Genomic DNA, 12,472 nt, shown 5'->3' on the forward strand with positions numbered 1-12,472 from the left:
CCAAAAAGAATGATACTTACAGCGATCGGTCCCAATATACTTCCGAAATTATTTACTCCCCCTGCCAAATTCAAACGATTGGCACCTGTCACAGGAGTTCCCAAAGCCACTACAAAGGGATTTGCTGCTGTTTGCTGAAGGGAGAATCCAATTGCAACGAAAAAGAAAGCCGTCAGAATAAAGGGAAAAGAACCGGAATGCAGTGCGGGAACCATTAGTAAGGCACCTGCAGCCGAAATTACTAAGCCAATTACGATACTGTTTTTATAACCCCACTTATTGATAATATCTACTTTACTAATCTTTGAAGCGTAGAATAAAATTAACGATCCAATAAAATAACCACCATAAAAAGTATACTCAATTAGTTGTGATTCAAATTGGGTCAGGTTAAAATGTGTTTTACAAAAGGGAATGAAAATGCCGTTACTTGCAGCGAGGAAACCCCAGAAAAAAAACACCGTTATAATAGTGTATAATGCGGATCCATAGTTAATTTGTGAATTCTTCTCCATCATTTAAAAGTTAGTTTATTAAAAAAGAACCCTAACATAAATTAATTTTCTCATATCTGGATGTTTTTTTTAGAGGTGTTCGGATGTAAGCCAACAGTTACGGCTGCATATTGAAGAGGTGCAATAGTTTTTAAAAGGATGCGTTCATTCTGGAAGGTTGAAACCTAACTTTTTTTCCATTGTTATTACACAGACTATTTGCATATTCGCAAAATTGGATTAATAATTCGTAATGATCGAATCAATTATATCAGGAATTGGATTGGGATTTGTGCTTTCGTTTTTAACCGGCCCTGTATTTTTTGCTCTGATTAAAACTAGTATTGAAAAAGGCTTCTACGCAGGTGTTTCACTAGCCGCCGGGGTAGTTGTTAGTGATATTTTCTATGTAGCCCTCACCCTTTACGGGACCTCCTTTCTTGCCCTGGAAAGTAAATACCGGGTTCAGATCGGTGTTACTGGGAGCTCAATCTTATTTGCCATAGGGATTTACTACCTATTCAAAACAGTAAAAGTCAATTACGAAACATCTACGTCCAAACGCCGTAACACAGGATATTTTCTTAAAGGATTTATCATGTGTATATTCAACCCTGCAATATTATTATACTGGCTGAGCGTAACCAGCGGCGTGATATCTGTTTCAGGAGAGATTGAAGCCTCGGCAGTTGTTCCTTTTTTCGGCTCCATTCTGGTGACTCAATTCAGCGTGGATGTTGTAAAAGCTTACTACGCCAACAAATTACGATATCGTATCAAAGAAAAGACTATTTCTAATCTGAACCGGATCGCAGGTGTGCTTATTTTAATTTTTGCTGCGAGATTGCTTTATAATTTATTGACCGGGCACTCGCTTGTTTAATTGAAAATGGAAAATTCGGAACAGCATTCTTTGGTACCCACCCCCGTTCAGACTTACTGATTTTTGAAACGCCTTAGATTCATATTTGCCACCCGTATTGGTTTTAGAGACGCAATCCACGATATTCTATATGCAGGAGCAACCTACATGTGACAGATTTGAATAAAGGATCGCGTTAATAACATTCAACTTTGTTAACTATCAACCGTCAACTGATCTAATAAGCTCTCTGATTCTTCCCTTCCATCCAATTCATAAATGCCTTATTCACTACTTTGTTGCCCCCTGGTGTGGGATAATTACCAGAAAAATACCAGTCGCCTAAATGATTTGGAATTGCTTTATGAAGGTTATCGAGTGTTTGATAGATGACGTGGACTTCTGTCTGAATTTCTTTAGGAGTAATTATTTTTGCTATCCTGTCTGAGATCTCCTGATCAGTGAACTGATTATAAATCTGCTGAACATAATTTTTCACTTGCTTATTACCAAGCTTTTGCGATTCGAGGCAATTCTGATAAACTTCATCAATCACGCATTCTTTACCCGTATCCCGCAAGAGAGAAATTGCGGCTTCAAAAGCTACAAATTCGCCCATCCTTGACATGTCAATCCCATAACAATCCGGATAACGGATTTGAGGTGCAGAAGAAACGACTATCACTTTCTTCGGACCAAGACGGTCAAGGATTTTAAGGATACTCTGTTTAAGAGTTGTTCCCCGAACAATCGAGTCATCAAGCACTACCAGGTTATCTGTACCTCTTTTAATTAAACCGTAAGTAGTATCGTAAACGTGGGCAACCATATCGCCCCGGTCAGCATCCTGAGTTATGAATGTCCTGAGTTTAACATCCTTAATAGCAATCTTTTCTATCCGGGGTGCGATATTTAGTACTTCTTCAAGTTCCTCATCAGAAATCCGATCTGGCCGTTTTAGGAGTATGTCGCGTTGTAATTGCTTTACATATTTGTGTATACCCTCAACCATTCCATAAAAGGCCACTTCGGCAGTGTTGGGAATGTATGAAAAAACTGTATTTTTAAGGTCATAATTGATAGACTCTAAGATCTGCGGACAGAGAAGGCGGCCCAGCTGCTTACGTTCGCGATAAATCGAGGCATCGCTACCCCGGGAAAAATAGATTCGCTCAAAGGAACATGACTTTTGTACTTCCGGTTCACGAAACTGCTCTTCTGTCACACGTCCATTCTTCTTAACTATCAATGCATGGCCGGGCTTGATCTCTTTGACTAATTCCAACGGCACATTAAAAGCTGTCTGTATTGCGGGGCGCTCGGAAGTAACGATAACTACCTCTTCGTCATGATAATAAAATGCGGGCCTGATACCGGCTGGATCGCGCATAACGAATGCATCCCCATGACCGAAAATTCCGCTAATAGTATAGCCACCATCCCATGTTTTGGCTGAACGTCTTAATATCGAAGCAACATCAATGTGTTCAGCAATCTGGTGACTGATCTCTTCATTTGAGAAACCATCGGCTTTATACTTATCAAAAAGTTCCTGATTTTCTGTATCTAAAAAGTGTCCGATCTTTTCCAGAACGGTTACTGTATCTGTTCTCTCCTTCGGATGCTGGCCCAGCTCAAAAAGCTGATCTAGCAACTCATCCACATTAGTCATATTGAAATTACCACTTATAACAAGGTTACGAGTCATCCAGTTATTCTGACGAAGAAAAGGGTGACAGCTTTCAATACTATTTTTTCCATGGGTCCCATAACGTAAGTGGCCCATCAATACTTCGCCAGTAAAACTTATATTTTCCTTTAGCCAATCTGTATCGTGCAAAAGTTCGGGTGCGTTTTTTTGAACGTCAGCAAATTTGTTCTGCACATATTCGAAAATCTCAGCCACTGCATTTGCTCCCATAGACCGGTGCCGGCTTATATACCTTTTTCCAGGCTGGACATCCAGTTTAATGGTTGCAATACCGGCTCCATCCTGTCCCCTGTTATGCTGCTTTTCCATTAAAAGATACAACTTATTCAGCCCGTAAAGTGCTGTGCCGTACTTTTTTTGATAATAAGATAAGGGTTTTAAAAGGCGTATAAGTGCGATACCGCACTCATGTTTGATCTGCTCGCTCATACGTAGTTGTGAGCATGCAAAAGTAGATATTTAATCCCTAAGAAGCCAATGAAATTGAACTGAAAACACGATAAAATATACCTTTACTAACAAATTGACAATGTGGCTATTAAAAGAAATTTGTCTCTATAGGTATTGCTGGATCGCAGATGGAAAAATCATTAAATATAGCAATAGGAAAACAAGGAACAGACTTATATAAGTTTTCGCGGAATTGCTAATTGCAGGGACGTTGGGTTCACTGGTTCGTAAAAAAGCGTTCAAAGGGATTCTGAAATAGTAAAATAGCGAAACCACAGTACTTATCGCTCCGGTTATAATCATTGTCATTAATAATGTTGATCCGGATAAATTATAAGCTTCAATAGCAGATGAAAAAACCAGGAACTTGGCAGTAAAGCCTGCGGTAGGCGGCAATCCGGTAAGAGACACGAGAACGATAACCATCGCAATCATCAACACTCTTAAATCATTGCCAATGCCCTTATAATCATTGATGTTTTCTTTCCCGGTTTTCTCTTCAACTTCGTCAACTATTATGAAGGCAGCCATATTCATTATTGAGTAAATGACCATGTAAAAAATTAGAGCTTTAAAGCCACTTTCAGAAAAAATGAACAACGCCATAAGCATAAATCCGGTGTGTCCGATTGAGGAATATGCGAGCATACGCTTCACATTGTTCTGACCGATAGCACCAAAATTTCCAACGATCATACTGAGTATTGCCATCACCGCCATAACGCTAGTCAAGCTGAGAGATGAATTATCAATTCCAGATAAACTTAGTGGCTCAAATGGTGTTAAAACCCTTATTAAAAGACCGATTCCAGCGATTTTGGGAGCTGTCGATAAGAAAGCAGTCACCGGAGTTGGTGCACCTTCATAGACATCCGGCGCCCAGAAATGAAAAGGAACTAAAGAAAGTTTAAAAGCTATACCCATTAAAAGCATAATCAGACCGATACCCCAGGAATGAAAAGGAACAGTATTTAAAAAGCTCACGAATTGAGGGGAATAAATTTCCAGACTTCCAGTAAATGCATAAAGCAATGACATGCCGTAAAGCATAAAAGCTGAACAAACGGCGCCAAACAATGCGTACTTCATGGCTGCTTCGGTTTGTTTCTGACTCTGAGATAAATAACCAACCATCAAATACGAACCTACAGAAACCATCTCCAGAGAAAGGTATATCATCAATAAATTCTGGGACATCACCATCAGGTTTAGGCCTAACTGAACAGCAAGTAAAATGCTGAACAGGTCCCCGGTTCCTTTACTATTATCCTGCAAAGGCTTGTGATATCTGACAAATAAGACAAACAATATCCCGATAAAAGAAAAAATGAGTTTCAGTAAGACCGACAAATGATCAAGTACTACCATTCCTCCAAACAATTGAACCGACTTCTGCCCTAGCATTCTGAAATTCAAGACTGCTGTAACTGCTAATGTCAGGATCGCAAATAAAAATGGCAATTGCAATATTCTTTTTGAAAAAAAAAGTTCCGCGAGAATTACAGCAATAAAGCCTATTACTAGTATTACTTCAGGATAAAAAAATGATAAGCTCCTGAGGGTATCATTTAATGAAAGCGATATATAGGGAATAAAATCATTCATTATCCCGAGATCATTTCTATGAAAGCCAGAACTGAGGCATTCATTTTACTGAAAATGAGTGATGGGAAAATCCCGAGTGCGAGAGCAAGAACAGCAAGCGGGACCAGTGCTAGCTTCTCGCGAATAGAAACGTCATTCAACCTGGAAAGCCATTCGTTTCCTCCTTTTAATCTGGTCATTCCGAAAAACATGCGTTGCAGTGTCCAAAGAAAGTATGCTGCACTAAGAAGAATACCCACAGAACCTCCGATAGCCATCCAACGGGGCAAAAGTCCATTAACCTCTTGGGATGTAAATGCACCGATCAGGCTAAATGCTTCGGCCATAAATGCAGAGAAGCCGGGTAGTCCGAGCGATGCGAAAAAAGCGATCATCACAAATGCCGTAAATTGCGGCATAACTAATGCAAGGCCACGGAAATGGGCGATTTCCCTATCGTGTACACGGTTATATAGCATGCCCACAAGGAAGAAAAGCATGGCCGATAAGCCGCCATGGCTAATCATTTGAAGCAGTGCCCCGCTTACACCTTCAGTTGTACCAGAAGCTATCCCCAGTATCACGAAGCCCATATGAGAAATTGATGAATAAGCAATGAGCCTCTTCAAATCTGTTTGAGCAAGAGCGTTTAATGCTCCATAGATGATTGAAACAACTCCAATTAAGCCAAGCCACCATGCTGACTGCATCGCAGCATCAGGGAAGATGCTATAGCAAACACGAAGGATTCCATACCCTCCAACTTTCAATAGTAAGCCGGCAAGGATTATGGAAACTGGAGTTGGAGCTTCAACATGGGCATCAGGCAGCCAGGTATGAAAGGGCACGATAGGGACTTTTATTGCAAAAGCTATGAAGAGCACGATAAATGCAAGCAATCTGGCTGAAATTCCCAATAGGCTCTGGTTTGCCGTCGTTGAGAATATCGAATTACCCAGGTAGTTACCAGGATCCATCATCAGGATCATATTAAATGTATGGTTTCCGGTTGCAGGATTCAATACCGAGAAATACAGCCCTATGATAATCAGCAGCATAAACACAGAGCCGAAAAGCGTATAAAGGAAGAATTTAATGGCGGCGTATTCTCTTCTTGCTCCTCCCCACATTCCAATAAGGAAATAAAGCGGCAACAGCATCAACTCATAGAAAATATAGAAGAGAAAAAAGTCAAGCGAACAGAAAACACCCATGACAGCTGTATTTAACAATAACAAGAGAGCAAAAAATGCCTTTAAATTAGTTTTAATCTCCCAGGAAGCGAGTGTAGCTACGAACATAACCAAAGCAGACAACATCAAAAAAGGCATTGACATACCATCAATTCCAAGGTGATAATCAATTTCGAGTTTTCCAATCGAGCCCAGATCCAGCCGTATCCAGGAAATCTTTTCAAGCAATTGAAACTGGCTTTCTTTATTTACACCAGCAAATGCAGCCGTACTATGAAAATTAAGATAGATAGAAAGGGTGATGAGAAACTGAGCGATAGTGGTGGCTAAAGCAATGTATTTAAATCGCTCTCTAAAACCAGATGGAAGTATAATAATTGCCAACGCAGCTATTAGCGGCAAAAAGATCAGTATGGAGAGTATATTATTCATTAATTCTCCTAAACTATTGTTTTCGCAGGCAAATTTATCATTGAACTCATATGAAGTATGTAATTATGAAGAAAGTTATTACCAGGCTTAACATAGTGATGAAGTAATGCTGTAGCTTTCCGCTTTGAAATTGTCGGCTAAATTTCCCTGTTTTTCCCGCCAAAACTGCAATACCATTAACAATGCCATCCACGATATTCCGGTCAAACCAATCCGATATCTCGGAAAAAACACTTATAGTTTTCGCCAGTAAGTTCACAGAACCATCTACGATCAGAACATCAAACATACTGCTAAAACGCGCTATAGCTTCAGCAGGCCTAATAAATAGGAAATTATAGGCACGATCAAGGTACCAAGCCTGGTTAGAAAAGCGATACAGAAACCTCTTCTCAGAAAAAATTTTCACTTCTCTACCACCGTATATTTTATATGCCACAAATACAATAACGATACTTACAATAGCCACAATTGCGGGCACGATCACATGTAAATTATCAGCTCTTTTTACGCCGGCACTGCCGAATCCGTGCAGAACCCATGAACTCTCAAATGAGAAGGGATTAAATGAAAACATTAAGAACAAGCTGCAAATTGCCAGAACTGCCAGGACGCCACTCATTATTGGGGGGGCTTCACGCAAGTCATCAAAGCGGGGCTTCCCGAGGAAAATCTTAATGATTAGCCTGGCTATATAGAACACCGTTAACCAACTGATTAATGTTAGCAGATATGGTACCAACTTTCTTAATCCATGATAACCCTCGGCCCATTCATAAGAAGTAATTAACAAAGCGTCTTTAGAAAGGAATCCGGAAGTTAAAGGTAGCCCTGCAAGTGCCGCCGCAGAGATGCTCATAGTGATGAATGATATTGGCATTTGTTTTCTAAGCCCTCCCATTAAGCGAATATCCTGATGATTAAACTCGAGTTTATGCTGTTCTTTGTATTGATGGAGCTGATAAATCACGGCGCCGGCCGCGAGGAACAATAAACATTTAAAAAATGCGTGCGTAGTGAGATGAAAAATACTCTCTCCATAAGCACCGATCCCCATAGCAGCGACCATAAAACCCAGCTGCGAAATTGTGGAATAAGCAAGGATACGTTTAATGTCATTTTGTGTCAGGGCAATAGAAGCTCCCATAAATGCTGTTAATACACCAGTTATAGTGATAATATTTAATGAGATGGTATCAAATACTGGATAGACGCGGCCTATCAGGAAAACCCCAGCGGCAACCATTGTTGCAGCATGTATAAGTGAAGAGACAGAGGTGGGCCCCTCCATAGCGTCTGGCAACCAGGTATGCAAGGGGAACTGAGCTGATTTTGCCATTGCACCTATAAAAAAAGCCAATCCGGCAATACTAAGCCAAATGATGGGCATTTGGTTGTATGTACTAATCCAGTTAGAATCGACAATTGAAGCAGATTCAACCAAGCCTCCGCCTGCAAAAAGCTCCTCAATATCAAATGTGCCGAATTGGGTATAAATGATCATTATTCCTGCCAGAAAGCCTAAGTCACCTATACGGTTCATAATAAAAGCCTTTTTTGCGGCCTGGGATGCAGCTTCTTTTGTAAACCAAAAGCCAATCAAGAGGTATGACGAAAACCCTACTAGTTCCCAGAACATGTAGATAAGCAATAAACTGTCGCTGATTACAAGCCCCATCATCGAGAAGCAAAAAAGGCCCAGATAAGCCCAGTATTTGTGAATATTCACATCGCCTTTCATATAACAGGTTGAATAAATATGAACAAGTACTGATATCCCGGATACCAGGAGCATCATGAGTACAGAAAGGTTATTCAAGAATATCCCGGCCGTAATAACCTTCGTTCCTATTGTGAACCATTCAACCTGCTGGTGGATAGTATCACCATTCCACACCAAAGAAAATACTACTATGGCAGACAAAAAGCTCACGCTTATGTTAAAAATTGGAATGGCGGAACCTGAGGTTTTTTTACCGAAAACGACGAGGATAAAAGACAATAGCGGAAAAGCTACTGCGGCTAGCGATAGTAAGCATAAGAAGTTTCCTGAAAATTTCAATAAGTCCATTTAATCTTTCAGCGTGTCGATTTTAGCAGGATTGATAGTCCTGAAATGTTTATAAACATTCAAAATTATAGCAAGAGCAACAGCAACTCCCGCAGCGGCTAACACAATTGCAAACAATGCAAACATTTGTCCGCCGCCAGCGAATTTGTCTAATCTTCCAAGGGCCACAAAATTCAGAACAGCTGCGTTTATCATAAACTCTATACCTATTAAAACCTGGATTGCGTTCCTTTTCGTTAGAACAGCATATAAGCCGATACAAAAAAGTGCAGCACTGATCAGCATAAAGTGCGATAAGGGAATCATGATCTTTTCTCCCTTCTGGCTAAATGTGCAGCTCCTATCAAAGCCATCATTAAAAACACTGAAACTACCTCAAACGGAAGTAGATATCTCGTCATAGTATGAATACCGATCTGATGGATAGTGTTATCGTTTTGCCCGATAGCCTGACTTTCCTTTATCCATGGTAAGTTAATTATATCGGCGGATGAGACTGCCGTATACAGCAGGCAAAATAGACCGCCACAGATTAACAGGCCTGCCAGATGCCCGATCTTCAAACCAGGTTTAACAATTTGCATTCCACTAAGTAATTCTCTGTTTGATAACATAAAGGCAAAGAGCATGAGCACGAGAACACCACCGACATAGATTACAACCTGCGTGACCGCGATAAAATCTGCCAGAGCGAAAACGAACATTGCTGCAAGCGAAAAGATAGTTACAAAAAAAAGAAAAATACTCCTAACCAGGTTCTGCATATTAACTACCAGGAACGCAGAAATTAACGTTAAGGCAGCAAAGAAGTAAAACACCAGTTGCTCAACACTCATTTTTTCGTTTTATCAGGTTGTGATGCGGCTTGCTTCGATGCGAGACGTTCCGCATTTTGTTTCTCCAGCGCAATCCTCTTTTCTTCCGCTTCACTGGCAGACATGTCAGAAAACTTGTAAACCATTTCGTTCAAAGTTAATGTGCTGCGATCGTATGTATCGGTCATAATGATACATTCAGTAGGGCAAACTACTGTACACAAGCCGCAATACATGCATTTTGCCATATCGATATCGAATTTTGCTGCATATAAGCGTTTGGTAGTTCCATCGGATGTTTTACCAATGGCTTCTGTGGCTTTAATGCTTTCTATTTCAATACAATCTACCGGGCATATCTTTGCACACAGATCACAAACGATACAATCGTCCATCTCTACGTCTAACTGGTAACGGGCCACTTCCGGTAAAGGAAGCTTTTGATGAGGGTATTGTATGGTCGTAGTCCCGCTGTTTTGAGAGAAGTAATTAATATCGGTTATAGACTTTACTTTCCGGCTTTCTGATGCAGCAAAAAAATGAGTAAGCGTAAGACTCATACCCTTCCCAACTGTTTTGAAGACATTAAAAAGCTTACTTTTCATCATCTATTTTACATCATTGTGAGGCGCCAAATACCAGAAATCAGCATACATAAAAATGCCAGAGGGGTTAAGACCTTCCAGCAAAAACTCATCAATTGATCTACTCTCAGGCGGGGCAAAGTCCACCTGATCCAAATCTGAACCGCGACGACGAGAAGTGTTTTAATAAGTACCCAAAATATTCCCCAACCAACACTTGTAGTCCAATCGGCCATCCTGGCCACACCTATATTGGGCAAAAGACTATTCCAGCCACCGAGGAATAAAATAACCCCTATCATTCCAACCAGGAACATCATTGAATACTCCGCCAGGAATACGAATGCGAATCGTAATCCCGAATATTCAACATGAAATCCGGCAACGAGTTCCGATTCTGCTTCCGGAATATCAAAAGGTGCACGGTTGCACTCGGCGAGTGAAGCTATAAAGTAAATGAAATAGGCTATTATCAAATGGGGAGCCTGAAAGATATTCCATGCGAAGAAACCTCCAATGGAACTTACATTCCATTTTCCCAGAAAAAGAATTGTTTCGTTAGACAGTATTCCCTGCTTAATACAGACCTCCTGCATATTAAATGTCTGGGAGATCATAACTGCGGAGATTAAGGCAATACCTGCAGGAATTTCATACGAAACCATTTGAGCCACCGATCTCATGGAACCCAGAAGTGCGTATTTATTATTTGAACCCCATCCAGCCATCAAAATACCAATAGTTTCCATTGAAAGGATAGCAAAAATATAAAACAAGCCCAGGTTTATTGAACTAGGGCTTAAGCCAGGAGCCCAGGGCAGAGCTGCGAATCCAAGATACACAGAAACAAATATGACTATCGGTGCGAGTGTGAAAAGGATTTTATCGGCAGCTGAAGGAATGATAAATTCTTTCTGAAGCATTTTGAGGATATCTGCAAAGGCCTGCAGGGAGCCATACTTCCCCACTTCCATCGGTCCAAGGCGATCCTGCATGAAAGCAGATATCTTACGTTCAGAATATAAAGCGAATAGGGTGAATAAGGCCGTGAATGCAAATAAAGCGGTAGCTACGAGGACATATGTCAAATAGAAATTCAATTCTTCGGGCTTATGTGAGCAAACTTACATATTTTGAAGGAAGAAAGAAGTATCAATCCGGTATCAAGTATCAAGATCGGGCTGTCTCAACAATACAAGGGGTATTTACAAAAACGGTCTTAGATTATCCGAAAGGCCTGAACATTTACTTTCGAACATAACCATCGCCTAATAGTGAGTTTGTCTTGAGACTTGATTCTTGATTCTTCTTTCAGTCCCAAATCGCCTCACGCGTTAGATTAATCTTCTCTCCAAAAAACAACTTGGTACTTTTTTCGAATGATGGAGTATAATCAGAAACAAAAAATTGATGTCTCTTTCCAGGCCCCTCATTTAATAATTTGAGATCTCTCAGACGATCCTCCACATGTTGGGCAACAATCTCAGCTGTATTTAGAATGTTTACACTTCCATTGTAAAATTTTGAAATTTCATCTTTAATTAGCGGATAGTGAGTGCATGCAAGGATCAGGCTATTGATTTTCTTTAATTTGGAAGAGGACAAGTATGAATTTATCACCGTTTTGCTTATGTTATTGTTAAAAAAACCTTCCTCTATCATGGGAGCCAGCAACGGTGTAGCAAGGGATGAAACTTCAATTTTGGGATTAGCAGCTTTGAATTTCCTTGCGTAGATATCAGAACGGATTGTAGATTTGGTACCAATCACACCAATTTTTTTGTCATTTCCTTTTCGCACCATCAAATTAACCACAGGATCAATGACATTAATAATAGGTACCTGATCTCCAAGAAAATGGACCAGTTCATGGTAGGCATGCGCAGATGCCGTATTGCATGCAATAACTATCACCTTGCATTTTTTATCCAGAAGAAACTTAGCGATCTTGAGACTATAAAACTTTACAGCTTCGGGCGATTTATCTCCGTAAGGCATATGCACAGTATCGCCAAAATAGATAAGCTGCTCGTTTGGAAGGATCTTACGGATGGCATTTGCCACTGTAAGTCCGCCAATGCCTGAGTCGAAAATTCCAATAGGCAGTGAAGAACTCATTTAGTAAAAATGGAAAAAGAAGTTGAAAGTGAACTGAAACGCTTCATTATTTTCATATTACTTTAACTACAAATATATTACTAAAATGATTCAGTCTTGAGACATGATACTTGATTCTACAGAACCGATCGAGTAGGAAGATAGGGATTATTTCCCTA

The 12,472-nt window shown here is 40.2% G+C and carries 11 protein-coding genes; 1 reads left to right on the top strand and 10 read right to left on the bottom strand.

Annotation, left to right across the window (positions count from 1 at the left end; translation table 11 throughout):
- Positions 1–518: MFS transporter (locus ACLL8Z_RS06955; RefSeq protein ID WP_411274044.1), on the bottom strand; the 518-nt coding region annotated here is incomplete at its 3' end.
- Between the two features lie 229 nt (positions 519–747).
- Here ACLL8Z_RS06955 and ACLL8Z_RS06960 point away from each other — a divergent pair.
- A complete protein-coding gene (locus ACLL8Z_RS06960) occupies positions 748–1,377 on the top strand; it encodes a LysE family translocator (RefSeq protein WP_411274045.1) in 630 nt (209 codons plus the stop codon).
- Between the two features lie 217 nt (positions 1,378–1,594).
- On the opposite strand, the gene ACLL8Z_RS06965 is transcribed toward ACLL8Z_RS06960, so the two are convergent.
- The 9 genes from ACLL8Z_RS06965 to murI form a co-directional block, all read right to left on the bottom strand.
- Entirely contained in the window at positions 1,595–3,496 is a 1,902-nt protein-coding gene (locus tag ACLL8Z_RS06965; RefSeq protein ID WP_411274046.1) for an amidophosphoribosyltransferase, read from the bottom strand.
- A gap of 126 nt (positions 3,497–3,622) precedes the next feature.
- Positions 3,623–5,122 carry an NADH-quinone oxidoreductase subunit N gene (locus ACLL8Z_RS06970; RefSeq protein ID WP_411274047.1) on the bottom strand — a complete coding sequence of 500 codons (1,500 nt, stop codon included), beginning with the start codon at positions 5,120–5,122 and terminating at the stop codon, positions 3,623–3,625.
- Positions 5,122–6,726, bottom strand: a complete 1,605-nt coding sequence (locus ACLL8Z_RS06975) for a complex I subunit 4 family protein (protein WP_411274048.1) — start codon at positions 6,724–6,726, stop codon at positions 5,122–5,124. Before ACLL8Z_RS06975 ends, ACLL8Z_RS06970 begins: the two co-directional genes overlap by 1 nt.
- A gap of 46 nt (positions 6,727–6,772) precedes the next feature.
- Positions 6,773–8,797 carry an NADH-quinone oxidoreductase subunit L gene (nuoL, locus tag ACLL8Z_RS06980; protein WP_411274049.1) on the bottom strand — a complete coding sequence of 675 codons (2,025 nt, stop codon included), beginning with the start codon at positions 8,795–8,797 and terminating at the stop codon, positions 6,773–6,775.
- The gene (gene nuoK, locus ACLL8Z_RS06985) at positions 8,798–9,103 is read right to left on the bottom strand and encodes an NADH-quinone oxidoreductase subunit NuoK (protein WP_411274050.1); all 306 of its coding nucleotides are present in this window, start codon (positions 9,101–9,103) and stop codon (positions 8,798–8,800) included.
- Positions 9,100–9,633, bottom strand: a complete 534-nt coding sequence (locus ACLL8Z_RS06990; RefSeq protein ID WP_411274051.1) for an NADH-quinone oxidoreductase subunit J — start codon at positions 9,631–9,633, stop codon at positions 9,100–9,102. Before ACLL8Z_RS06990 ends, nuoK begins: the two co-directional genes overlap by 4 nt.
- On the bottom strand, positions 9,630–10,220 hold the full coding sequence (locus ACLL8Z_RS06995; RefSeq protein WP_411274052.1) for a NuoI/complex I 23 kDa subunit family protein: 591 nt from the start codon (positions 10,218–10,220) through the stop codon (positions 9,630–9,632). Before ACLL8Z_RS06995 ends, ACLL8Z_RS06990 begins: the two co-directional genes overlap by 4 nt.
- Positions 10,221–10,225: 5 nt before the next feature.
- Complete coding sequence (gene nuoH, locus ACLL8Z_RS07000; protein WP_411274053.1) at positions 10,226–11,296, bottom strand: NADH-quinone oxidoreductase subunit NuoH; 1,071 nt, start codon at positions 11,294–11,296, stop codon at positions 10,226–10,228.
- Between the two features lie 211 nt (positions 11,297–11,507).
- Entirely contained in the window at positions 11,508–12,314 is an 807-nt protein-coding gene (gene murI / locus ACLL8Z_RS07005; protein WP_411274054.1) for a glutamate racemase, read from the bottom strand.
- Positions 12,315–12,472: the final 158 nt, after the last annotated feature.

The organism is Daejeonella sp. (assembly GCF_046590655.1).
In the GTDB taxonomy this organism is placed as follows: domain Bacteria; phylum Bacteroidota; class Bacteroidia; order Sphingobacteriales; family Sphingobacteriaceae; genus Daejeonella.

What these genes read in the sequence shown, in the direction of transcription:
- ACLL8Z_RS06960 (WP_411274045.1), top strand. Translation starts at nt 748, where the DNA reads ATGATCGAATCAATTATATCAGGAATTGGATTGGGATTTGTGCTTTCG.
- ACLL8Z_RS06965 (WP_411274046.1), bottom strand. Translation starts at nt 3,496, where the DNA reads ATGAGCGAGCAGATCAAACATGAGTGCGGTATCGCACTTATACGCCTT.
- ACLL8Z_RS06970 (WP_411274047.1), bottom strand. Translation starts at nt 5,122, where the DNA reads ATGAATGATTTTATTCCCTATATATCGCTTTCATTAAATGATACCCTC.
- ACLL8Z_RS06975 (WP_411274048.1), bottom strand. Translation starts at nt 6,726, where the DNA reads ATGAATAATATACTCTCCATACTGATCTTTTTGCCGCTAATAGCTGCG.
- nuoL (WP_411274049.1), bottom strand. Translation starts at nt 8,797, where the DNA reads ATGGACTTATTGAAATTTTCAGGAAACTTCTTATGCTTACTATCGCTA.
- nuoK (WP_411274050.1), bottom strand. Translation starts at nt 9,103, where the DNA reads ATGATTCCCTTATCGCACTTTATGCTGATCAGTGCTGCACTTTTTTGT.
- ACLL8Z_RS06990 (WP_411274051.1), bottom strand. Translation starts at nt 9,633, where the DNA reads ATGAGTGTTGAGCAACTGGTGTTTTACTTCTTTGCTGCCTTAACGTTA.
- ACLL8Z_RS06995 (WP_411274052.1), bottom strand. Translation starts at nt 10,220, where the DNA reads ATGATGAAAAGTAAGCTTTTTAATGTCTTCAAAACAGTTGGGAAGGGT.
- murI (WP_411274054.1), bottom strand. Translation starts at nt 12,314, where the DNA reads ATGAGTTCTTCACTGCCTATTGGAATTTTCGACTCAGGCATTGGCGGA.